This is a genomic window from Streptomyces sp. DSM 120436 (genome assembly GCF_055778765.1).
Map to the genome: position 1 here is coordinate 41,282 of NZ_JBSKBS010000001.1, position 20,937 is coordinate 62,218.

At 71.9% G+C, this 20,937-nt stretch carries 23 protein-coding genes; 10 read left to right on the forward strand and 13 right to left on the reverse strand.

Going from position 1 to position 20,937, the window contains the following annotated elements:
- The first annotated feature begins 124 nt into the window (after positions 1 to 124).
- The 4 genes from ACWH4W_RS00195 to ACWH4W_RS00210 all read left to right on the forward strand — a co-directional run bounded on the left by ACWH4W_RS00195 (position 125) and on the right by ACWH4W_RS00210 (position 3,306).
- The gene (locus ACWH4W_RS00195) at positions 125 to 1,132 is read left to right on the forward strand and encodes a metal ABC transporter substrate-binding protein (protein WP_473073829.1); all 1,008 of its coding nucleotides are present in this window, start codon (positions 125 to 127) and stop codon (positions 1,130 to 1,132) included.
- 29 nt (positions 1,133 to 1,161) lie between these two features.
- The gene (locus ACWH4W_RS00200) at positions 1,162 to 1,932 is read left to right on the forward strand and encodes a metal ABC transporter ATP-binding protein (RefSeq protein WP_473073830.1); all 771 of its coding nucleotides are present in this window, start codon (positions 1,162 to 1,164) and stop codon (positions 1,930 to 1,932) included.
- A complete protein-coding gene (locus ACWH4W_RS00205; protein ID WP_473073831.1) occupies positions 1,932 to 2,834 on the forward strand; it encodes a metal ABC transporter permease in 903 nt (300 codons plus the stop codon). Before ACWH4W_RS00200 ends, ACWH4W_RS00205 begins: the two co-directional genes overlap by 1 nt.
- 61 nt (positions 2,835 to 2,895) lie before the next feature.
- Positions 2,896 to 3,306 carry a Fur family transcriptional regulator gene (locus ACWH4W_RS00210; RefSeq protein ID WP_106414313.1) on the forward strand — a complete coding sequence of 137 codons (411 nt, stop codon included), beginning with the start codon at positions 2,896 to 2,898 and terminating at the stop codon, positions 3,304 to 3,306.
- A 29-nt stretch (positions 3,307 to 3,335) separates the two neighbouring features.
- Here ACWH4W_RS00210 and ACWH4W_RS00215 read toward each other — a convergent pair whose 3' ends face one another.
- From ACWH4W_RS00215 to ACWH4W_RS00235, 5 genes are read right to left on the reverse strand one after another with little or no spacing between them, the layout of a single operon-like run.
- Positions 3,336 to 3,494 carry a hypothetical protein gene (locus tag ACWH4W_RS00215; RefSeq protein WP_473073832.1) on the reverse strand — a complete coding sequence of 53 codons (159 nt, stop codon included), beginning with the start codon at positions 3,492 to 3,494 and terminating at the stop codon, positions 3,336 to 3,338.
- A gap of 58 nt (positions 3,495 to 3,552) precedes the next feature.
- Complete coding sequence (locus ACWH4W_RS00220; protein ID WP_473073833.1) at positions 3,553 to 4,386, reverse strand: isoprenyl transferase; 834 nt, start codon at positions 4,384 to 4,386, stop codon at positions 3,553 to 3,555.
- Positions 4,387 to 4,414: 28 nt separating this feature from the next.
- On the reverse strand, positions 4,415 to 5,164 hold the full coding sequence (recO, locus tag ACWH4W_RS00225) for a DNA repair protein RecO (RefSeq protein WP_106416425.1): 750 nt from the start codon (positions 5,162 to 5,164) through the stop codon (positions 4,415 to 4,417).
- A 21-nt stretch (positions 5,165 to 5,185) separates the two neighbouring features.
- A complete protein-coding gene (locus tag ACWH4W_RS00230) occupies positions 5,186 to 5,401 on the reverse strand; it encodes a hypothetical protein (protein ID WP_473073834.1) in 216 nt (71 codons plus the stop codon).
- The gene (locus ACWH4W_RS00235) at positions 5,398 to 5,607 is read right to left on the reverse strand and encodes a hypothetical protein (protein WP_473073835.1); all 210 of its coding nucleotides are present in this window, start codon (positions 5,605 to 5,607) and stop codon (positions 5,398 to 5,400) included. The genes ACWH4W_RS00230 and ACWH4W_RS00235 overlap by 4 nt, the downstream gene beginning before the upstream one ends.
- A gap of 115 nt (positions 5,608 to 5,722) precedes the next feature.
- Here ACWH4W_RS00235 and ACWH4W_RS00240 point away from each other — a divergent pair, with 115 nt between their 5' ends.
- The 5 genes from ACWH4W_RS00240 to ACWH4W_RS00260 all read left to right on the forward strand — a co-directional run bounded on the left by ACWH4W_RS00240 (position 5,723) and on the right by ACWH4W_RS00260 (position 9,539).
- Positions 5,723 to 6,556: a helix-turn-helix domain-containing protein gene (locus ACWH4W_RS00240; RefSeq protein WP_473073836.1), complete on the forward strand. Its 834-nt coding sequence runs from the start codon at positions 5,723 to 5,725 to the stop codon at positions 6,554 to 6,556.
- Positions 6,538 to 6,759 carry a DUF397 domain-containing protein gene (locus tag ACWH4W_RS00245; protein WP_473073837.1) on the forward strand — a complete coding sequence of 74 codons (222 nt, stop codon included), beginning with the start codon at positions 6,538 to 6,540 and terminating at the stop codon, positions 6,757 to 6,759. The genes ACWH4W_RS00240 and ACWH4W_RS00245 overlap by 19 nt, the downstream gene beginning before the upstream one ends.
- A 359-nt stretch (positions 6,760 to 7,118) precedes the next feature.
- Complete coding sequence (locus ACWH4W_RS00250; protein ID WP_473073838.1) at positions 7,119 to 7,703, forward strand: hypothetical protein; 585 nt, start codon at positions 7,119 to 7,121, stop codon at positions 7,701 to 7,703.
- 135 nt (positions 7,704 to 7,838) lie between these two features.
- Positions 7,839 to 8,927 (forward strand): pentapeptide repeat-containing protein, encoded by a 1,089-nt coding sequence (locus ACWH4W_RS00255; RefSeq protein WP_473073839.1) that lies wholly within the window; start codon positions 7,839 to 7,841, stop codon positions 8,925 to 8,927.
- 288 nt (positions 8,928 to 9,215) lie between these two features.
- The gene (locus tag ACWH4W_RS00260; protein ID WP_473073840.1) at positions 9,216 to 9,539 is read left to right on the forward strand and encodes a hypothetical protein; all 324 of its coding nucleotides are present in this window, start codon (positions 9,216 to 9,218) and stop codon (positions 9,537 to 9,539) included.
- 532 nt (positions 9,540 to 10,071) lie between these two features.
- On the opposite strand, the gene ACWH4W_RS00265 is transcribed toward ACWH4W_RS00260, so the two are convergent.
- The 6 genes from ACWH4W_RS00265 to ACWH4W_RS00290 form a co-directional block, all read right to left on the reverse strand.
- Positions 10,072 to 11,250 (reverse strand): hypothetical protein, encoded by a 1,179-nt coding sequence (locus tag ACWH4W_RS00265; protein ID WP_473073841.1) that lies wholly within the window; start codon positions 11,248 to 11,250, stop codon positions 10,072 to 10,074.
- A gap of 125 nt (positions 11,251 to 11,375) precedes the next feature.
- A complete protein-coding gene (locus ACWH4W_RS00270) occupies positions 11,376 to 12,413 on the reverse strand; it encodes an SCO2521 family protein (RefSeq protein WP_473073842.1) in 1,038 nt (345 codons plus the stop codon).
- 1 nt (position 12,414) lies between these two features.
- Positions 12,415 to 13,377 (reverse strand): SCO2522 family protein, encoded by a 963-nt coding sequence (locus tag ACWH4W_RS00275; protein WP_473073843.1) that lies wholly within the window; start codon positions 13,375 to 13,377, stop codon positions 12,415 to 12,417.
- Positions 13,374 to 14,291, reverse strand: coding sequence for an SCO2523 family variant P-loop protein (locus ACWH4W_RS00280; RefSeq protein ID WP_473073844.1), 918 nt, complete (start codon positions 14,289 to 14,291; stop codon positions 13,374 to 13,376). The genes ACWH4W_RS00275 and ACWH4W_RS00280 overlap by 4 nt, the downstream gene beginning before the upstream one ends.
- 3 nt (positions 14,292 to 14,294) lie before the next feature.
- Positions 14,295 to 16,139 (reverse strand): SCO2524 family protein, encoded by a 1,845-nt coding sequence (locus ACWH4W_RS00285; RefSeq protein ID WP_473073845.1) that lies wholly within the window; start codon positions 16,137 to 16,139, stop codon positions 14,295 to 14,297.
- A 45-nt stretch (positions 16,140 to 16,184) separates the two neighbouring features.
- Positions 16,185 to 16,955, reverse strand: coding sequence for an SCO2525 family SAM-dependent methyltransferase (locus ACWH4W_RS00290; RefSeq protein WP_473073846.1), 771 nt, complete (start codon positions 16,953 to 16,955; stop codon positions 16,185 to 16,187).
- 321 nt (positions 16,956 to 17,276) lie between these two features.
- Between ACWH4W_RS00290 and ACWH4W_RS00295 the strand changes: the two genes are divergently transcribed.
- On the forward strand, positions 17,277 to 17,816 hold the full coding sequence (locus ACWH4W_RS00295; protein WP_473073847.1) for a GNAT family N-acetyltransferase: 540 nt from the start codon (positions 17,277 to 17,279) through the stop codon (positions 17,814 to 17,816).
- 233 nt (positions 17,817 to 18,049) lie between these two features.
- Here ACWH4W_RS00295 and ACWH4W_RS00300 read toward each other — a convergent pair whose 3' ends face one another.
- Positions 18,050 to 18,754 (reverse strand): TerB family tellurite resistance protein, encoded by a 705-nt coding sequence (locus ACWH4W_RS00300; RefSeq protein WP_473073848.1) that lies wholly within the window; start codon positions 18,752 to 18,754, stop codon positions 18,050 to 18,052.
- 188 nt (positions 18,755 to 18,942) lie between these two features.
- Positions 18,943 to 20,664 (reverse strand): 2-isopropylmalate synthase, encoded by a 1,722-nt coding sequence (gene leuA / locus ACWH4W_RS00305; protein ID WP_473073849.1) that lies wholly within the window; start codon positions 20,662 to 20,664, stop codon positions 18,943 to 18,945.
- Positions 20,665 to 20,937 lie beyond the last annotated feature (273 nt).

Sequence of the window (20,937 nt, forward strand, 5' to 3'; positions counted from 1 at the left end):
GAGATGCTTCCAGCGAATGCCTCAGGTTACCGGCGGGGACGGCCCCTCGACCAAATCGGTCCCCCCATGCGGACCTTGGAGGGCTTGTTGACAACGGTTTCCATATTTGTTGAAAATGACTGTCATGAACGTACGACGTCACATATCCGCGGTCGCGCTCGCCGCGGTCGCCGCCCTCGGCTCCGGCGCCCTGACCGCCTGCTCCTCCGACAGCGCCGCCGCGGGCGGCACCGAGAAGTTCGACGTCGTCGCGTCGTTCTATCCGATGGCCTTCCTCGCCGAGCGGATCGGCGGCGAACACGTCCACGTCACCAGTCTCACCCAGCCCGGCCAGGAGCCGCACGACCTGGAGATCAGCGCCCGGCAGACCGCGCAGCTCGAGGAGTCGGACGCGGCCCTCTACGTCAAGGGCCTCCAGCCCTCCGTCGACGAGGCCATCGGCCAGTCCCCCATCGCCACGAAGATCGACGCGGCCGAGCTGACCTCCCTGGAGCCGCACGGCGCGGGCCACGACGAGGAGCACGGGGACGAGCACGCCCACGAGGACGAGCACGCCCACGAGGAAGAGCACGCCCACGAGGAAGAGCACGGCCACGACCACGACCACGAGGGCGGCGACCCCCACATCTGGCTCGACCCGGTGAAGTACGCCGAGGTCGCCGAGGGCGTCGGCGAGGCCTTCCAGAAGGCCGACCCGGACCACGCCGCCGACTACCGGGCGAACACCGCGGCCCTGGTCGAGGACCTCGAGGCGCTCGACGAGAAGTTCCGCACCGGCCTCGCGAACCGGAAGACCGACGTCTTCGTCACCACCCACGCCGCCTTCGGCCACCTCGCCGAGCGCTACGGACTGACCGAGGAGGCCATCAGCGGCCTGGACCCGGACTCCGAGCCCAGCGGAGCGCGCGTGAAGGAGCTGCAGAAGATCGCCCAGGAGGACGGCGTCACCACCGTCTTCTACGAGACCCTGGTCAGCGACCGCGCCGCCAAGACCCTCGCCGCCGACACCGGCCTCAGGACCGATGTCCTCGACCCGGTCGAGGGCATCACCGACGGCTCCCGCGGCGAGGACTACTTCCAGCTCATGGAGGCCAACCTCACCGCCCTGCGCACCGCGCTGGGCGCCCGGTGACCCCCGACGACGCGACACCGGAGGACCGCATGACCGCCGAGCCCGTCATCGCCTTGCGGGGGGTGCGCGCCGAGCTGGGCGCGCGCCCCGTGCTGCGCGGCATCGACCTCGCCGTGCGCCGCGGCGAGGTCGTCGCCCTGCTCGGCGCCAACGGCTCCGGCAAGTCCACCGCCGTGCGCACGGTCATCGGCCAGGTGCCGGTCACCGCCGGCGAGATCGAGCTGTTCGGCACCCCGCGGCGCCGGTTCCGCGACTGGGCGCGGGTGGGCTACGTCCCGCAGCGCACCACGGCCGCCGGCGGAGTGCCCGCCACGGTCACCGAGGTCGTCTCGTCCGGCCGCCTCGCCCGCACCCGCTTCGGCCTCTTCCGCAAGACCGACCGCGAGGCCGTACGGGAGGCCCTGGCCCTCGTCGGCATGGCGGACCGCGCCAAGGACTCCGTCGACGCCCTCTCCGGCGGCCAGCACCAGCGGGTCCTGATCGCCCGCGCCCTCGCCGCCGAGCCGGAACTGCTGATCATGGACGAGCCGATGGCGGGCGTGGACCTGGCCAGCCAGGAGGTCCTCGCCGAGACGCTGCGCACGCAGGTCGGCCGGGGCGCCACGGTCCTCCTCGTCCTGCACGAACTGGGCCCGCTGGAGCCCCTGATCGACCGGGCGGTCGTGCTCCGCGACGGCTGCGTGCTGCACGACGGCCCGCCGCCCAAGGCGGTCGGCCAGCACGCCCTGCCCGGCCACGACCACGTACACCCGCACGCACCGGCGGACGCCGGACCGATCCGCACGGGACTGCTGAGCTGATGGAGATCCTCGACTACGCCTTCATGCAGCGGGCGCTGCTCGCCGCCGTCCTGGTCGGCGTCACCGCCCCCGCGGTCGGCGTCTACCTCGTCCAGCGCCGCCAGGCGCTCATGGGCGACGGCATCGGCCACGTGGCGATGACCGGCGTGGGCCTCGGCTTCCTGCTGTCCTGGTCCCCGGTGTGGACGGCGGCCGTGGTGTCCGTCCTCGGCGCCGTCCTCATGGAACTGGTCCGCTGGCACGCCAAGGCACGCGGCGACATCGCCCTCGCGATGCTCTTCTACGGCGGCATGGCCGGCGGCGTGATGTTCATCAACCTCGCGCCCGGCGGCTCCACCTCGAACCTCTCGTCGTTCCTGTTCGGCTCGCTGTCCACGGTCTCCCCGTCCGACGTGACCGCGATCTGCGTGCTGGCCGCGTTCGTGGTGCTGGTCACCGTGGGCCTGCGGCGGCAGCTCTTCGCGGTCAGCCAGGACGAGGAGTTCGCGCGGGTGACGGGCCTGCCGGTGCGGTTCCTGAACCTGCTCACCGCGGTCATCGCCGCGGTCACGGTGTCGGTGGCGATGCGGGTGGTGGGCCTGCTGCTGGTGAGCGCCCTCATGGTGGTGCCGGTCGCGGCGGCCCAGCAGCTCACCCGGAGCTTCGCCGCCACGTTCGCCGTCGCCGTCGCGATCGGCGTCAGCGTGGCCGTCGGCGGCACCGTCACCTCGTACTACCAGGACGTGCCGCCCGGCGCGACGATCGTGCTGCTGACCATCGGCGCCTTCGTCCTGCTGACCGCGCTGGCCGCCCCGCTGGCCCGGCGCCGCGCCCGGGCCCGGGCCGCCGCACGGCCCGGCGCCGACCCCACGGAGTGCGCGATCCCCGCCAGTCGTCCGGCGGACGGCAAGGTCGGCGCCTGACTCCCGGCGACCGGACTGGCACAATGGCCCCGGCAGCAGCCAGACGTGAGGAGGCTTTCCGGTGACGACCGCAGGACCGCCCGTGAAGGGCCGCGCCACCCGGCAGCGCGCCGCCGTGGCGGCTTGCCTTCAGGAGGTCGACGAGTTCCGCAGTGCGCAGGAACTGCACGACATGCTCAAGCACAAGGGCGACTCGGTCGGACTCACCACGGTCTACCGCACGCTGCAGTCCCTCGCCGACGCCGGTGAGGTCGACGTCCTGCGCACCGCCGACGGCGAGTCCGTCTACCGCCGATGCTCCACCGACGACCACCACCACCACCTGGTCTGCCGCACCTGCGGCAAGGCCGTCGAGGTCGAGGGCCCGGCCGTGGAGAAGTGGGCGGAGGCCATCGCCGCCGAGCACGGCTACGTCAACGTGGCGCACACGGTGGAGATCTTCGGCACCTGCGCCGACTGCGCGGCCGCCTGAGGCCAGGCCCAGGGCGCGCCGGGGCGCGCTCAGGTTCCACCGCCCGCGTCGTCCTGCCGTGGCAGGACGACGCGGCACACGGCGGCGGGCAGCAGCACCACCGCACCGATCACGACCAGCGCCCGTCCCGCGCCCAGCGGCACCAGCAGCCAGGCGCCCAGCGCGCCCCCGGCGAAGATCCCGCACACGGTCGCCGTCCACCGCGCCCGCGCCAGCCGCCGGGGGCCACGCCCGGCGCACGCCGGCTCAGGGCCGGCGGCCCTCCATGGCCTGCAGCTCCTCGTTGGGGATGGCCCCGCCGAACCGCCGGTCGCGGGACGCGAACTCCACGCACGCCCGCCACAGGTCACGCCGGTCGAAGTCCGGCCACAGCACGTCCTGGAACACCAGCTCCGCGTAGGCGCTCTGCCACAGCAGGTAGTTGGAGGTGCGCTGCTCGCCGCTCGGCCGCAGGAACAGGTCCACGTCCGGCATGTCCGGGTAGTACAGGTACCGCTGGAGCGTCTTCTCGTTGACCTTCGACGGGTCGAGCCGGCCGGCCCTCACGTCCTCGGCGAGCGCCTGCGCGGCGTCGGCGATCTCGGCCCGGCCGCCGTAGTTCATGCAGAAGTACAGCGTCAGCCGGTCGTTGTCCTTGGTCTGCTCCTGGGCGACCTGGAGCTCCTTGGCCACGGACTTCCACAGCTTGGGCATGCGGCCCACCCAGCGGACCCGCACGCCCAGCTCGTCGAGCTGGTCCCGGCTCTTGCGGATGAAGTCCCGGTTGAAGTTCATCAGGAAGCGCACCTCGTCCGGGGACCGCTTCCAGTTCTCGGTGGAGAAGGCGTACAGCGAGATGGCGCCCACGCCCATCTCGATGCCGCCCTGGAGCACGTCGAGCACCCGCTCGGCGCCCACCTTGTGCCCCTCGGTACGCGGCAGGCCCCGCTGCTTCGCCCAGCGGCCGTTGCCGTCCATGACGATCGCCACATGCTGGGGAACCAGTTCCCCGGGGAGCCTCGGGGGCCGCGCGCCGGAGGGGTGCGGTTCCGGGGTCCTGTACTCCCGGCGTTGCCGCCCCAGGAATCCGCGTACGGCCATGTGTCTCTCGTCTCCTCGTGCTGATCTGTCACTGCTTCTCGACGTACCGGAGCGAGCGCAGCCCGCGCTCCAGGTGCCAGTGGAGGTAGGCGGACACCAGCCCGCTCGCCTCCCGGACGTGGCGTGCCTCGCACGCGTCCGCGGTGTCCCAGTCTCCCGTAAGCAGCGCACCCAGGAGTTCCAGGGCCTGCGGGGAGGGTACGACGCTCCCGGGGACGCGGCAGTCGGCGCAGACGGTTCCGCCCGACGCGACCGAGAAGAACCGGTTCGGTCCCGGCATGCCGCACCTCGCGCAGTCCGTGAAGCTGGGCGCGTACCCGTTGACCGCGAGGGAGCGCAGCAGGAACGCGTCGAGCACCAGGTGCGGGGCGTGCTCGCCCCGGGCGAGGGTGCGCAGTCCGCCGACCAGCAGCAGGTACTGCTGCACGGCCGGCTCGCCCTCGTGGTCGGTGAACCGCTCGGCGGTCTCCAGCATGGCCGTGCCGGCGGTGTAGCGCGCGTAGTCGGTGACGATGCCGCCGCCGTACGGCGCGATCGTCTCGCTCTGCGTGCACAGCGGCAGCCCGCGTCCGACCAGCTCGCTGCCCTTGGCGAAGAACTGCACGTCCACGTGCGAGAACGGTTCCAGGCGGGCGCCGAACTTGGACTTGGTCCGGCGCACGCCCCTCGCCACGGCGCGCACCCGCCCGTGACCGCGGGTGAGCAGGGTGATGATCCGGTCCGCCTCACCCAGTTTCTGGGTGCGCAGCACGATGCCGTCGTCGCGGAACAGACTCATGACAGCCATTGTCGCGCACGTTCACGACACCTCGCCGCGGCTCCTGGCGTTGGCGTGCGCGGTGCCCGCGCGCAGCCGCTCCCCGGGGGTCGCGTGCCGCACGACCAGGGGGTCGGCGGCCCACTCCCGGCCACCGCCGTAGGGTCTGAGCCGGACGTACGGGCCCTCGTACCCCATGACGACGCCGAGCCGCCCGGCGCGGGTGTCCACGACGTACGCGCCGACGGGCGGCCTCACCGCATCACCGCCGCCGCGATCCGCCGCGCGGTCTCCACCGAACACCGTCCCAGTTCGATGAGCGGACAGGGCGCCTCCCGCGCGAGACTCACCGGGTCGAGCCCCAGTGACGGCAGGGAAATTCCGGCCTTCTCGAAAGCCGCCCGCAATTCCTTCACCACTTCCTCCGCTTCCTCGACGCAGTGCGCCGCGTGTCGTGCCGTCACGCTGATGCCCTTCCCTTTCGGATTTCACTCTTCGCGACACAAGAGTGACACTCCGCGATTAAAGTCGGGAGGGGGCCACGTCCTACAAGTGCGGGGCTGCACAAAGGGGTTAAGCATGGCCAATGGTTCGCGGCAGGCGGCGTGGGAGTTCTTCGGGGCGGAACTGAAGCGACGCCGGGAGGACGCCGGGTTCACGCAGGCCGAGCTGGGGACACGGGTGTTCGTCTCGGGCGGCTACATCGGACAGTTCGAACAGGCGATCCGCAAGCCGCAGGTGGACGTGGCCCGGCGGATCGACGCGGCCCTGCAAACCGACGGTATTTTCGAGCGGTTGTGCAGGAAGCTGATCGACGACCGTCGGTATGCGGAATATTTCGCCGCGGCGGCGGAGCTCGAGGCGCTGGCGACAGAAATCTGCGAGTTCGCGCCGGCTCTGGTCCCGGGGCTGCTGCAAACCCCGGATTACGCAAGGGCGGTGACCCTTGCCATGAACCGGTTCTCACCGGACGAGCACATCGAGGAGAAGGTTGCCGCCCGCATGGAACGGGCGCGGATCCTCACCACCGCCGAACGACCCGTGTACTGGGTGGTCCTTCATGAGAACGTCTTGCGCATCCCGGTCGGTGGAGCCGCCGTGATGGCTGAGCAACTGGCGCATGTGGCCGCACTCGCCCACCGACGGGCCGTGCTGGTCCAGGTGCTGCCCTACACGGCCGGGGCGTATCCCACCATGACCGGACCGCTCAAGCTCATGCAGTTCGAGGACGCCCCGCCCACCGCCTATACAGAGGCGGTGTATTCGGGGAACCTCTTGGACGATCCAGCCGTAGTGAAGCGAGCACGGTCGGCATACGATCTGCTCAGGGCGGACGCACTCGCGTCGGAAGCGTCCCTGGACCTGATCGAGTCGGCGGCGGAGGGTTACGGACGATGCGCGAGTACGACCTGAGCGGAGTCAGCTGGCATAAGAGCACCTACAGCGACGGAAACGGTGGCGACTGCCTCGAAGTCGCCACCGGCATCCCCGGCGTCGTCCCCGTCCGGGACAGCAAGCTGGACGGCGACGGGCCGGTGATCGTCGTCGGGGCGTCCGCCTGGACGGAGTTCATAAGGGGAAACGGGGGATGGGAACAATCCCCCGCCCATCCATGACATGAGGGCCTCCACCGGAGCACCCCTCCGAGAGCTGTGAACACTTCGGCCCGAAGTGTTCACAGCTCTCGACGCCACCCCCAGCCCCCTCCCCCACCACCACGGACCACCAGCCGCCCACTCGCCGTTCGCCGCTGAGCCCACCCGGCGTGCCGACGAGGCGCGAGCGCGTCCGTGAACCCGGGAGTCCTGTGGCCGACGGCCGCCCGCAAGTGCGCCCGGGCCACCCCGTTGCTCCCCGGCCCTCGCGCGCTGGTGCTCGCCGCCACGTCCCGCACCACGATGCCGTGGGCCGCCCGGCCGCCGGCGAACGTCCCCGACGGGACGTGTACTGCCGTTGACCTCTACCATCGCCAGGCATGGCTACCGTGATCGTGACCGTCGGGCTGGCGTTCATCGGCTACCTCGTGACCTACCTGAACGGTCTGCGCCTCGCTCAGAGGCAGGCCCGGCTCGCGCGCGTCAACCAGCAGCTGAGTGATTTCTACGGACCGCTGTTCGCCTTGATGGAAGCCAACAGCCGCACCTACGACACGTTCTCGCAGAAGTACGCCCGCGCCGACGGCCGCGATCCGTTCCACCACGACACGCCCCCGACCGAGCAGGAACTCGCGGAGTGGCGCACCTGGGCCACCACCGTCTTCATCCCCAATATCCAAGCCATGCGTGATGTGGTGGTGACCAAGGCCGACCTGCTCATCGAGGAGGAGATGCCCGAAGCGCTGCTCCAGCTCTGCGCCCACGTCTCGGGCTACGAGATCACGGCAGCACGCTGGGCCCAGGGGAACTACGAGGAGCATCTGTCCCTCATGCCCTTCCCCGGCCGGGAGCTCAGGAAGTACGTCCGTGACCGGTTCGCCCTCCTCAAGAGCGAGCAGGCACGGTTGCTGGGGCGTGGCCCGGCTGTCGGCGGGGGCAGGCGGGCGCGCCTCGCCGGACGGTGAAGGGAGTCCTTCCGCGCGGCAGGGCGGCTCCGGTGCTGCGACCGCACAGGTTGACCGGCTTCAGCACTGCCCTAGGATCCCATGCCCATGGGGGGATCTGTTCGCGGTCGCTCGCGTCTGCGTCGCACCGTTGCCGTGGGAGCGGCCGCACTGGCCGCGATCGGCGTACTGGCCGTTGTGCTCCTGGTTCTGCCGACGATCGTGGTCGACCACGATCTCGCTGGTGGCCACCTCGCCGCAGCCGACCGGTTGAAGGCGGTGAACACCGTGCGCACCACACTTCTCCAGGTGGTGGGGGGCGCCGTCGTGCTGTTCGGCGCCTATGCCACATGGCGGCAGCTGCGCGTCAGTCAGGAGGGGTTGCACGCGACCCGGGAGGGACACGTCACCGATCGCTTCAGTCGGGCCGTGGACCAACTCGGCAGCGACAAGCTGGACGTGCGGATCGGGGGCATCTACGCACTGTGGCGGATCGCGGATCATTCCGTCCGCGATCACGAGGCGGTCGTCTCGATCATGGCTGCGTATCTTCGGACCCACCTGCCGTGGCCTCCGCAGGAGCCAGGCGTCCCACCGGCGGACGCGTCGATCAACTCGATCCGGCCGCTGGAGACCCGTGCCGCGGATGCCCAGGCCGCGCTGACCTGTCTGGGGGTCCTGCGTCAGGAGCCCCGCCCGGAGTGGCTCAACCTGAGCCTGACCGACCTGCGCCGAGCGGACTGTGACGGACTGTGGCTGCGCGGAGTCAATCTGGACGGTGCGTGCCTGGAGGCGGCGAGCGTCTTCCAGGCGAACTTGAGCAAGGCCTCACTGATAGCGGCCAACCTGCGGCACGCCGAGTTCGGAACGTCGATTCTCCACCAGGTCCGCTGTATCGAAGCCGATCTGCGCGGCGCGCGCCTGGTGAAGGCCGACGTGCAGGACGCGGATTTCTCGCGTGCGGATCTTCGGGAAGCGAACCTGCGCAAGGCACGCGCCAGGAATGCCGTGTTCGCGGGCGCGGATCTGCGGATGGCCGACCTGCGGGGCTGCGACCTCAGCAGCGCCGACCTGCGGCAGGCGAAACTGGAGGGCGCGCTGGCGAGCGACCTCACCGCATGGCCGGCCGGCTTCGACACTCAGGGGGCCGGCGTTGTCGTCTCCACCGACCCCGGCGCCGAACCGGACAATGTGCTGCCGGCCGCCGCGATCACCAGGGAGGTCCCGCCGTTGCGGTCCGTCTGACCGACGCGGGGCGGGTCGACTCGAGTGCGTCCGGGCCATCCGCGGTGCCCTCGGCCGCGGAACAGGGCTCAGGACGCCGGGACCGGTGTCCTGGGTACGGTGACCAGGCGCGGGCCGAGATCCGCCAGGGTCCGGCCGAGGCGACCTCGGGAGGCACGGCGTTCGTCCGACCGGACGATGAGCTGCCGATGACGCCGTTGGCGTGACGTTTCGCCTCAGGCGCAACCGCGATGACGGCGAGCGGGCTCCTGTACCGCAGAACCGACACCCTTGGGCGAGGAGACCGACATGACCGCGACCGCCGCTTTCGAGTACGGCCCGAACCATGGCTTCGCCGACCCCTACGCCGTCGAGGACGGCACGGGCTCCACCCGGTGGCCCCCGGCGGCCGGACAGCCGGACAGCGACTACCCGCCGGCCCCGCCGCGCCCGGCCGACCGGATCGGCACCGGCATCGACCCGCGCGACCGGCGCCGGCTGGAGCTCCACGCCGCCCTGACCGCCGCCGGCATCCCGCCCCGGCCCGAGGACCGTGAGGCCATCGAGAGCCTGAGCGCCCTGTCCGGCAGCGTCAACAGCACCGTCCAGCGGTGGCTGCACCACACACTGTGAAACCGGCCGGGCTCACGCCCTCCCCGGCGCCACCAGCCCCGACTCGTACGCCGCGATGACGAGTCGGGCCCCGTCCCGCACCCCGGGCCTGCCCATGGCCCGGCTGGGCGCTGGGGACCGGGTGCATGAGGGTGCTGCCGTCCGCGGAGGGGACGCCCCGAGGGGTGTCCGTCAGCTCGTGCGCACCCTCGACCTCGGCGACCTGCGCGGCGGCGGTCCCCCGTTCGGCGGTGCTCATCCGCCGTCCCGGTGGTGGACGAGCACGAGGCCGGTGGACTCGCCGGCGAGTGGTCCGACGAGCACGGGCGCGGCCGGCCGCGGCCCGGCCACCGCTCAGGGCACGAGGCCCCGTCGCCGTACTGGTGTCCTTGCGTCCCCCATGGGACGGGGCTCCCCTCCGGTCGGGTGTCCGGGTCGGTTCCCGGACTCCCGGCGGAGGGGCGCGGGGCGTCGGACGTGGGATCGGGTTGCGGAGTACGGCGTGGGGCGGCACGGGGGCGTGACTGCTCCCCGGGGAGCGACCGCCCGCAGATCACGCCCGGTCGACCATCCAGGTGCCGTCCTCCTCGTCGTCGACCCGCACCTCCAGCTCGCGCAGGCTCATGCCGGCCTCCCACAGCTCCCGGAAGCGCTTCATCCGGTCGTGCACATGGTCCTGGCGGGCGATCAGCCGGGTCCTGATGTTGACGTCGCGCAGGTCCTGGTCGATCTCGAAGGACACCGCCTCGTCGTAGACGATGAAGTCGTTGGTGGTGCCGCGCAGCAGGTGCGGCGGCAGTTCCGGCAGGACGGCCACGCGCACCTCGATGCGCAGCACCTCCTGCTCCTCGCACAGCCGCAGCAGCCGGTCGTCCAGCTCCCGTGCGCTCTCCAGCAGGAACAGCCGGCGCACCGGCACGCCCTGCTCGATCGCCTCCGCCTGGGCGTGCAGGTAGCGGCTGGCGGGCTCGCTGTTCCAGAACGTCCGGTCGACGGAGGTGCTGGTGGCGCAGATCGACTTCTCCGCGGCCCGGGTGAGGGTGAGCATCCAGTCGTGGTTCTCGCCCGGGCACTCCGCGGTGAGGGTGGTGAGGTCGCTGAGGTGCCCGATCACCCGGTGCATCTCCAGCCGTACGAAGGTGGAGAGGATCGGCAGGCCCGGCGAGAGGACGTCGGCGAAGTTGGCGGCCAGGTCGGACACGGACTCGACGCGCACCAGGGACGGCGTCCGCGGTTCGGGCTCGGCCGGGCGGGGCGGGGGTACCAGGCGCGTCTCGACGAGCTGTTTCATGTCCTCGGTGTGCCGGGCCAGCCCGTGCCGCAGTTCGTCGTAGCGCCGTAAGCCGCCGCGCACGGTGGCGGCGGTCTCGGCCAGCAGGCTCTCCGCCCGCCGGGCCCGCTCCTCGGCCGCCCGGTCGGGGACCAGCACGAGGTGCTGGACGGCGACGGCGGCCACGGCGCACAGCGCGGCGACTCCGAGCTGCCGTGCGGCGCCGTCCTCCGGGCTGAGCAGCGCGGCGACGCCCCAGGCGAGCAGTCCGGTGACCAGGCCCACCAGCAGTCTGCGCCGCCACGGGACGGGGGCGGGCCGCTCGGCCGGTCCCCCGGCCGCCTGGGGGGCGTCCGGGGCGCCGGGCGGTTCCGGTGTGCGGGCCGCGGGGTGTTCGGGTGTGCCCACCGTGCCCGGCGGGCCGGCCGTGTCGTCGGGCTGAGGTGTCTGTGCCGTGCTCATCTCGCTTCTCCCCCCGTTGGGAAACACGTCGGTTCGGGGTGCGGAATGTGCGTGGGGGTCCGGACGAGGCCGCTCACGGCTGGTGGGCGTCTCGCGGGCTGGTGTCCGGGAGTCGTCGGGTGCGCTCAGGGCGCGGGCTCCACCTCCCGGCGCAGGGGCGGGATCGCGTGCAGGGTCAGCTGGTCGCGGACGCGCTGCACCAGGGCGAGCCACTGCCGGGTGAACCCGGGCCGCTCCTCCAGCGCCTCCCACAGCGCGGCCAGCTCGGCGGACACCCGGGCCCGCGGCATCCACAGGTGCAGCAGGTGGTCGACGGCGGGCCGCAACGCCCGTACCGTCGGCGGGAGTTCGCCGTCCGGGGTGGTGCGGGACCAGGACCCCGGCGTAGCGGGGCCGAGGCGGATGCCGTCGAGGACGCGGACCAGGGTGGTGAGCAGCCAGTCGTGCAGGGCCAGGTCGGCGCAGAGCCCGGCCAGGTCGGCGGCGGGGAGGTCCTCGGGGACCCGCAGCCGTACGGTGCGCAGCTCGTCCTCGGCGAGGGTGAACCGCTCCAGGGACGGCGTCTCGCCCGGCGGCGTGGTCAGCGCCACCCAGCGCAGCCGGGTGGGCCGGGACCTGAGCGGTGGCCGCTGGTCGAGCAGCGGGTGCCGCAGCAGCCGGGTGAGCAGTCCCCCGGCGATCAGTCCCACGTCGAGGTCACCGTGGCGTCCGCCGTCGAGCAGGCCGTCGGCGACCGCGTCGCACGGCAGTTTCCCCAGCGGCTCGACCAGGCCGGGCCGCACCAGGTAGTCGCCCCAGGGGCGGCGGTGATCGGGCCCGGAGCCGGGGATGCGGAAGTACGCCGAGGTCTGCAGCACGCGCCCCTCGGTGAGCGCGGCCCGCGCGGCGACCGTGCCGACGGCGCGGACCCGGGCGCCGCCGGCGGTGGGCAGCGGGCAGTCGACGCCGGTGAGGGTGTCCGGGGAGCGGGCGTAGAGGTTGGGCCGCTCGGACACCAGGACCCGTTCGTCGGCGCGCAGCCGCAGCAGTCGGGCGGCGGCGCGGCTGTCGAGGGCCTGCCCGGCGGGGAGCAGGCAGGTGCGGATCTCGCCGCAGGCGAGCACGGCGCGCGGCGCGGTGGTGTCGGGCCGGGCGCCGGGGGCCGCCCTCGTCGTGGCCGGCATCTCAGGTCTCCTCGCAATAGACGTAGGAGACGCGGTCGGCGACCGGGCCGGGGACGGGCACGCCCTCCTTGCCGGACCGCTCGGCGACCTGGCGCAGGGCGTCCTGGTCCACGTCGGTCTGGTCCAGGATGACCCGCACGGCGTGCTCGACGGGCAGGAAGCGGCTGGGCAGCACCGAGCAGGTGCGGTAGGCGGCGAACGGGTCCGCCCGGGGGTTGAGCCGCACCAGCGGCGGCAGGTCCTCCCAGTCGTCGGGGAACGCGCCGGTGTGCGGCCGCGGGTCGAAGACGGCCTCGCCCTGGTGGCGCAGCAGCCCGAGACGGGCGAGCTGCCAGACGGCGGCCAGGAAGGGGCAGGACCACAGGCGCTCCCCGTCGGGCGTCTCGCTCCACAGCTCGACGTCCAGGAAGACGGAGTGGCGGCGGGCGGCGGTCTCGCGGGGCGGCTCCCAGGCGGCGGCCTTCCGCATCGCCTGCGGGGCGCGGGCGGTGGGGCTGCGCACCCCGTTGGCGAGCCAGCCGGTCTGCGCGGCCGGCGGCCGGTGGCCGTAGCTGCCGGGCGGGGGCTCCTCGACGATGCGCCCGGCCACCGCCTCCGCGACGGGTACCTTCCCGCTGACGGCGCAGCCGGACTCGCGGGCCAGGTAGTCGACGGTCAGCCCGGCGTGCTCGGCCTCCGCCAGGAGCATGGGCACGACCTCGGCGGGACCGGCGAAGCGGGTGAAGTAGTCGTCGACGAGGAAGCAGGTGCTGACGCGGGCGCGTCGGCCGCCGGCCCGGTCGGCGGCGAAGGCGCGGGCGGCCTCCGCCCAGGGGCGGACCCGCGCGAAGTGGCGGCGCAGGTGTTCCGGTCCCGCCTCGAAGTCCTCCATGTACAGGTGCCCCAGCTCCAGGGAGAGGTGGGACAGCGGCACCGCCTGGGTGCGGGGTTCGGCGGTGGTCTCGCGGAACACCGCGTCGGTCATGGCAGCCCCCAGTGCGCGTCGTCGGTGAGCCGCCGGGCGATCTCCTCGAGCGCCTCCAGCGTCTCCTTGTTGGCGATCTGGGTGGCGAGGACGTCCTCCTCGGTGATCAGCTGCTCCCGCCATTGCAGGATCGGCTCCAGCGGCACGGTGCCGAGCACCACGCTGTCGCCGATCTGCTGGTCGGAGGCGAGCCGGCGGAGCGCCTTGTTGCAGGACTGCATCCAGGCCGCCTGGGCGGGCGAGCCCTGCGCCCACATCCCCGACTCCGGGTCGGGGACGGCGGCCCGCACGAAGCGGATGTTGCCCTGGAGGACCGTCTCGTCGTGGCCGCGGTCGACGCCGCTGCGGAGGATGCCGTTCTCCTTGTGGACCAGTCCGGCGGCGGCGACGACGTGCTGCCGGGTCCAGCGGTGGAAGACCAGCCAGCGGTAGCCGACGTGACGCATCCGGGGGTGGGCGGTGGCCGCGAGGACCAGGTCGACGGCGTAGCTGCGGCCGGCGCTGAGGTCCACCATGACCAGGTCGAACTCGCTGTTGAGCCGCAGCAGCAGGTCGATGCAGCGCTCCAGCGCCTCCTCGCCGGTGGCGAACTCGCCGCCGCCCGCGTCGCCGGGGTAGAGGACCAGCCGCCCGGACTGGTTCTGCCGGGAGCGCAGCACCGGGTGCTCGGTCTGCCGCCAGATGTCGATGCTGGCCGGTTCGGTGACCTCGCCCTCCAGGTAGGAGTGCAGGCCCCGCTCCTCGGTGCCGCGCAGGGCGCTGGGCACGTCGAACACGGCGGCCGCGGTGGGCGAGCCGAAGTCGAAGTCCACGTAGGCGACGTGGTCGCCGATGAGGGCCCGCTGGTAGGCCAGGTTGGCGCTGGTGACCGAGCGGCCCGTGCCCCCCTTGTCGGAGGCCGCGAAGACGAGCACGGCTCAGCCCTCCTGTGCGGCGGCGTCCCGGGCCTGGGCCAGGGTGTCGAGTTCCCGGAGCACGGGCAGGGCGAGCGCGAAGGCGGTGGCGGGCCGGTCGTCGACCAGGCTGCGGGCGTGGTCCAGCCGGCTCTCTATGCTCCGCATCGCGCGGGCGCGGCTGCCGTCGACGCCGGTGGACGCCTCCAGCTGCTCCCTGCCGAACAGGTGCGTGGCCTCGCTGAGCAGGTCCCGGGCCAGGTCGGCGAGTTCGGAACTGCGGATGGGCTGCTGCTCGTAGAGGTTGCGGGCGGCCACCAGGCACTCGGTGACGCGCTCGGTGACGCTCCAGGACAGTCGGCGGGTGGCCCCCTCGGCGTCCGGGTAGACGGCGCGTACGTCGTCCCAGAGGCCGGCGCCGTGGCCGTCCTCGATCCTGCGGCTCCACAGGTGTTCGAAGGTCTGCTCGGCGAGGCGCAGCAGCCGGTCCTGGGCCTCGATGTTCCGGGACAGTTCGGCGAGCTGCACGGTCCGTTTGAGCAGCTGGGCGGAGAAGTCGGTCATCCGCCACTGGAGCAGCGACCCGGAGCGCTCGGACCCGGCGAGCGGCATCAGCACGCCCGGGTCGTGCAGCCGGACGACCGGGTCGTTCCTGGTCATGCGGCTGGTGACGCGGCCGCGGTCGGCGAGCCGCTCCATGATGGAGACGGTGCGGGTGAGGTCGTCGTCGGTGGCCCTGCGGCGCACCAGGTCGTGGACGAGGATGGCGGCGACGGTGAGGGAGAAGTACTCGGACTCCAGGCGCAGTCCGGTGGTCTGCCAGGGCAGGTCCTCCAGGGGCCAGCGCTCGGTCCCGAAGCGGGCGACGGCCGACCAGTACTGCTGGCTCAGCTCCCAGCGCAGCCGCAGCGCCTCGGCGAGTTTCTGCTGGTCGGCGTCGAGCAGTCCGAGGGTGAGGGTGCGCTCGGAGAACAGGTCCTGGATGCCGTCGAGGGCGACGACGGTGAAGTACACGTAGGGCAGCCGGTCGGCGATGCCGTCGGGCTGGCCCGGCACCGGGGCGTCCAGGTCGGTGATCTTGGGGGCGTCCCTGACCACGCCCCAGGCCCAGCCGCACTCGAAGAGCTGGCTCTCGTCGCGGATGGACTCGTCGACCTCGATGCCGCGGCTGAGACTCTCGATGATGGTGGCGCGCAGCGGCCGGAAGCGGCGGGCGAACTGCTGGAGGACGGCCCGGTCGGAGTGCCGGTTCTGGCCGATGACCTGGATCAGCCGCCGGCCCTGCTCGGACTCGGCGTCGAAGACGTTGACGGCGAAGGAGCGCAGCAGGCTGACCATGGCGGCGGTGAGGCGCAGGCTGGTGGCCTCGCGGAGTTCGCCGAGCGCCCGGCGCACTTCGGGGCGGGTGGTGCTGGTCTCGTAGACCTTGAGGAAGCCGAGGGTCGCCAGGCAGAGCGTGACGGACATCGAGTAGGAGTCGACGACGCCTAACTTGCCCTGCTCGTAGGTGAGTTCCTCGCTCGGGTCGACGGGCTTGAAGTACGGTCCGCCGGCGAAGGTGGGCGCGTCGTCGGGTCCGGTGTGGGTGCGCATGAACTGGGTCATCGCGGTGATCAGGTTCGGCGGGATCTCCAGCCGGCTGCCGACGCCCTCCAGCGCCTGGAGCACGTCCCGTTCGGTGGTGTCGGGCTGGTCCAGGCGGAACGCGGGGATCTCGGTGGCGGGGTACAGCAGGCAGAGCAGCCGCTCGGCGTCCGCGACACTGCTCAGCCCGTCGGTGTCCCCCCAGACGAGCTTGCCGTCGTCGAACGAGTGACGGGCCGCGGCCCGCCAGATGTCCAGCAGATGCTGGCGTGGCTTGATCTGCATCCCCCTACCCCTCGTACAGACCGTGTGCAGACATGGTCCCCGCTCCTACGTGCCCGCAATCGCCGGATTCCGCCGTCCCAGGGCGAGGATGATGCCCTCGTGTCCCGGCCGCACCATGTGGTGCAGATCGTGGATCTCCAGGTCGTCCGCCCAGTCGCTCAGGCTCTCGCGGACCCGCTCCTCGTTCACCCGGTAGGCCGGATAGCGGTGGTCGCCGACCTGGTAGCCGACGGACTCCTTCATGAAGGCGGTGGCGAACGGCGCGCCCTCGTTGAGCGCGTCCATGAAGCAGGTGACGCCGCGGCGGAACTCGTCGGGGCACTCGGACATGGAGTCGGCGACGAAGAACATGGTCCCGATGTCCCAGCGGCGCTGGCCGTCGAGGTCGAGGAGGTTGGCCCGCTCGACGCGGACGATCTCGCCGAACCGCGAACGGGGCTCGATGCCCGCGTAGGCGGGGTGCTCGCTCAACCGCTCCCAGAAGGGGTCCCAGACCGTGTCGAACCCGGCGGGGGACGCCTGCTTCTCCAGGTACTCCACATTGGGCCGGGCGTACTCCAGGAGCAGGAGCTTCTCGCACCAGGGCAGCATGGACAGCGCCGGGTAGAGGTTGGCGCCGGCGCCCACGTCGACGCCGCGTCCCGTGTACTGGGCGCCGTCCGCGAAGCACTTGCCGAAGTAGTCGCGCATCAGCCGCACGATCAGCAGATCGACCTCGAGGGGACTGCGGTAGTTGGCGTCGACGTAGGCCTCGGGATCGAACTTCGACCACGGGGCGTCGGCGTTGCGGTCCATCATCACCCTGCCGCGTTCCATTCAGTGTCGGACGAGACCGTGTGCCCTGTCTGCGTCGTCCCGGTGAACGTCGGCAGGTGAAGCAGCATCTCCGGCTTCTCGCACGGTAGGCCGAAGCGGCATGCGGAGACAGCCAGGAACACGCCGTTCCTCGTCGACGGGCGCACGGCGGGCGCACGCCACTGATCCGTGCACCCCTCAACTCGCCCTTGCACGAGGTGAGTTGACGGCCCACTCTAGCCAGAAGACGCCACCGGCCGCCACCGGAAGCAGCATTCCCTTCCGGGTGAACGCCGGTGTCTTCGCGTTGACGACATCCGCACGTCCCGACTGGGGGGTGGCATGACCGCCGAACCGCTGGAGCGCACCCTGGACCGGCCCGGGCGCCTCGGGGAACCCGACGGGTTCCCCGAGCCCGGGCACCTGGTCCTGCGGGTGGCCCGGGAGTCCGATCTGCCCGAGCTGCGCCGGCTCGACGAGGAAGTGTTCCAGGAGGTGGCCTATCCCGCCTTCCTGCTCCGTCAGCTGTTCGACGTGTACGCCGAGCACTTCCTGGTGCTGGACGACGGCGCGGGCGGGCTGCGCGGCTACGTCCTGGCCGCGACCACGGCGTTCAGCCGGGACAGCTGGATCCTCGGCCTGTGCGTGACCGAGGGGGACCGCCGGCACGGACTGGGCCGGGAGCTGATGACGGAGATCCTGGAGCTGCTGCGCCGGGACGGGACCGAGACGGTACGGCTGACGGTGGAGCCGGCCAACCGGGCCGCGATCCTGCTCTACCGCTCCCTGGGCTTCGTCCCCGAGGAGCCGGACGAGGGCCTGCGCCGGGACTACTTCGGCCCGGGCGAGCACCGGCGGATCATGCGCCTGGAGCTTCGCTGAGGCGTCCGCGTCCCGCGCAGGCCGCCCGGACGGCGTCCGCCGAAACGTCCACGTCTCACGGAGACCGCCCGAAGCCTTCGCTGAAGCGCCCACTCCTCGCGGAGACGGTCAGGACGGCGTCCGCCGAAACGTCCACGTCTCACGGAGACCGCCCGGAACCTCGCCGAAACGTCCGCATCCCGCGGAGGCCACCCGGAGAGTCCCGTCGAAACGTCCACTCCTCGCGAGGGCCGTCAGGACGGCGTCCGCGCCGCGGCCAGCAGGCGGCCGACGTCGTCGGAGCAGATGGTGAGGGCCGCCCCCACCGTGGCGAGGACGTCCCGTTCCGCGGGGGTGTACGGGCCGTCGGCCAGCGCGATCCGGGCGCCCTGGAGCAGGATCGCCTCCCGTCCGGGGCCGGCGAGGTGCGGGGCCAGCGGGTCCAGCGCCTCGTGCAGCTCGATGGACAGCCCCGCCGCGCAGGGCTCACCGGTGAAGCGGCCGGTGTCCGCCTCCAGCCCTTCGACCAGCGCGGCGAGTTGCTCCTCCGTGCAGTCCTCGATGCCGGCCGCGCGCACCCCGGCCGCGGCGGTCTCCAGGGAGGCGCGGGAGCAGGCTCCGCCCGCGGCAAGCACGGCGAGGGCGACGGTGTGGACGGCGTCCCGCAGCATCGCGGAGAAACGGGTGGTCGTGGGGTGGTCCAGCACGTCGGTGCCGAAGTGGCCGCGGCAGGCGGCGCACTCCACGGTCGGCGCGCACACCCCGCGCGGCAGCAGGGGCACGCCCAGCACGGTGAACCGGCGGCGTCCGGTGAGCCGCTGGTAGTTGCGGTCGCCGCCGCAGCCGGGGCAGAAGAACTCCCCGTCGCCGACGGCGGTCCACGCGGTGCGGGTGCCGCACAGGCGGCGCGCCCGCCGGGTGGCAGCGGTACGGCCGTCGGGTCCCCGTTCTGGCAGCACGTCGCACCTCCATCAACGCCGCACAGCACCGTCGCCGCGCTTGCGTGATGTTAGCCACATCAGGAGGCGTAGTCAGTACCCGGGACGAGACCTTTCCGTGACCTCCACGGTGATTGGCCGGTAAACGACGCCGGGCTCCGCCCGCCGGTGACGGCGGGCGGAGCCCGGGATTCACCCCGACCGGCTGATCAGCGGGCCGCGCGGTTGACCGCGGAGACGACCGCCTTCAGCGAGGCGCGGGTGGTGTTCGCGTCGATGCCGATGCCCCACAGCACCTTGTCGCCGATGGCGCACTCGATGTACGAGGCGGCCTGCGCGGAGGCGCCCTCGCTCATCGTGTGCTCCTGGTAGTCCAGCAGGCGCACGTCGATGCCGAGGCCCTGCAGGGCGTCGAAGAAGGCCGAGATCGGGCCGTTGCCGGTGCCGGTCAGGGTGGTCTCCACGCCGTCGACCGTGGCCTGGACGGTGAGGGTGTCCACGCCGTCGTGGTCGGTGGTGCTCTGGCCGCCGGCGACCTGGATGCGGCCCCACGGGTTGTCCGGGTTGGGCAGGTACTCGTCCCGGAAGACCGCCCAGATGTCGGCCGGGGTGATCTCGCCGCCCTCGGCGTCCGTCTTGGCCTGGATGATCTTCGAGAACTCGATCTGCATCCGGCGCGGCAGTTCCAGCTTGTGGTCGTTCTTCAGGACGTACGCCACACCGCCCTTGCCGGACTGCGAGTTGACCCGGATGACGGCCTCGTAGGAGCGGCCGACGTCCTTGGGGTCGATCGGCAGGTACGGGACCGCCCACTCGAGGTCGTCGACGGTGACGCCCTTGGCCTCGGCGTCGGCCTCCATGGCGTCGAAGCCCTTCTTGATGGCGTCCTGGTGGGAGCCGGAGAAGGACGTGTAGACCAGGTCGCCCACGTACGGGTGGCGCGGGTGGACCTCCATCTGGTTGCAGTACTCCCACGTACGGCGGATCTCGTCGATGTCGGAGAAGTCGATCTGCGGGTCGACGCCCTGCGAGAACAGGTTCATGCCCAGGGTGACCAGGTCGACGTTGCCGGTGCGCTCGCCCTGGCCGAACAGGCAGCCCTCGACGCGGTCGGCGCCGGCCATCACGGCCAGCTCGGCGGCGGCGACGGCGGTGCCGCGGTCGTTGTGCGGGTGGGCGGACAGGCAGACGTACGCACGCCGGGAGAGGTGGCGGTGCATCCACTCGAAGCGGTCGGCGTGCGTGGACGGCGTCGAACGCTCCACGGTGGCGGGCAGGTTGAGGATGATCTCGCGGCCCGGGCCGGGCTGGTAGACGTCCATCACCGCCTCGCAGACCTCCAGCGCGAAGTCCAGCTCGGTGTCGGTGAAGATCTCCGGCGAGTACTGGTAGCCGAAGTCGGTTTCGTCGCCCAGCAGTTTCTCCGCGTACTCCATCACCAGACGGGTGCCGTCGACGGCGATCTGCTTGATGTCGTCCTTGGAACCGCGGAAGACCACGCGGCGGAAGACCGGGGCGGTGGCGTTGTACAGGTGGACGGTGGCGCGCCTGGCGCCCTTCAGCGACTCGACCGTGCGCTCGATCAGGTCCTCGCGGGCCTGGGTCAGCACGGAGATGGTGACGTCGTCCGGGATGGCGTCCGGGTCCTCGACGATGGAGCGGACGAAGTCGTAGTCGGTCTGGCCGGAGGCGGGGAAGCCGACCTCGATCTCCTTGTAGCCCATCCGTACCAGCAGGTCGAACATCGCGCGCTTGCGCACGGGCGACATGGGGTCGATCAGGGCCTGGTTGCCGTCGCGCAGGTCGGTGGAGAGCCAGCGGGGCGCGGTGGTGATCCGCCGGTCGGGCCAGGTGCGGTCGGGGATCTGGACCTGCTCGTACCGGCCGTACTTGTGAATCGGCATGGGGCTGGGCTGCTGGCGGTTCGCCATGATGCGGGGGCTCCTCGATGGTCCGCGGGGTGTCCTGGGGGACGGCCGACGGCGCAGCGCCAAACTCCGCGGGGAGGGGGTCGGCCTCTAACGCAGACCCTCACCGCGGCAGCTAAGGAGAAGCAGCCCGAAGTCCATGATGTTCCGGAGCTTAACCGAGTCGCCCACCGTGCGGAGGTCCGTATCAGTATGCGGGACCGGACGGACCAACAGGACAAAGAGTGCCGTATACCACTCCATGCGAGGTCCGGAGACGGAACGAGGGCGGATTTC

Bases quoted from the DNA above. Each gene is read 5' to 3' on its own strand.
- recO (WP_106416425.1), bottom strand. From the start codon at position 5,164: ATGAGTCTGTTCCGCGACGACGGCATCGTGCTGCGCACCCAGAAACTG.
- ACWH4W_RS00285 (WP_473073845.1), bottom strand. From the start codon at position 16,139: ATGCAGATCAAGCCACGCCAGCATCTGCTGGACATCTGGCGGGCCGCG.
- ACWH4W_RS00220 (WP_473073833.1), bottom strand. From the start codon at position 4,386: ATGGCCGTACGCGGATTCCTGGGGCGGCAACGCCGGGAGTACAGGACC.
- ACWH4W_RS00290 (WP_473073846.1), bottom strand. From the start codon at position 16,955: ATGGAACGCGGCAGGGTGATGATGGACCGCAACGCCGACGCCCCGTGG.
- leuA (WP_473073849.1), bottom strand. From the start codon at position 20,664: ATGGCGAACCGCCAGCAGCCCAGCCCCATGCCGATTCACAAGTACGGC.
- ACWH4W_RS00240 (WP_473073836.1), top strand. From the start codon at position 5,723: ATGGCCAATGGTTCGCGGCAGGCGGCGTGGGAGTTCTTCGGGGCGGAA.
- ACWH4W_RS00260 (WP_473073840.1), top strand. From the start codon at position 9,216: ATGACCGCGACCGCCGCTTTCGAGTACGGCCCGAACCATGGCTTCGCC.
- ACWH4W_RS00275 (WP_473073843.1), bottom strand. From the start codon at position 13,377: ATGACCGACGCGGTGTTCCGCGAGACCACCGCCGAACCCCGCACCCAG.
- ACWH4W_RS00200 (WP_473073830.1), top strand. From the start codon at position 1,162: ATGACCGCCGAGCCCGTCATCGCCTTGCGGGGGGTGCGCGCCGAGCTG.
- ACWH4W_RS00270 (WP_473073842.1), bottom strand. From the start codon at position 12,413: ATGCCGGCCACGACGAGGGCGGCCCCCGGCGCCCGGCCCGACACCACC.
- ACWH4W_RS00295 (WP_473073847.1), top strand. From the start codon at position 17,277: ATGACCGCCGAACCGCTGGAGCGCACCCTGGACCGGCCCGGGCGCCTC.
- ACWH4W_RS00195 (WP_473073829.1), top strand. From the start codon at position 125: ATGAACGTACGACGTCACATATCCGCGGTCGCGCTCGCCGCGGTCGCC.
- ACWH4W_RS00250 (WP_473073838.1), top strand. From the start codon at position 7,119: ATGGCTACCGTGATCGTGACCGTCGGGCTGGCGTTCATCGGCTACCTC.
- ACWH4W_RS00265 (WP_473073841.1), bottom strand. From the start codon at position 11,250: ATGAGCACGGCACAGACACCTCAGCCCGACGACACGGCCGGCCCGCCG.
- ACWH4W_RS00245 (WP_473073837.1), top strand. From the start codon at position 6,538: ATGCGCGAGTACGACCTGAGCGGAGTCAGCTGGCATAAGAGCACCTAC.
- ACWH4W_RS00205 (WP_473073831.1), top strand. From the start codon at position 1,932: ATGGAGATCCTCGACTACGCCTTCATGCAGCGGGCGCTGCTCGCCGCC.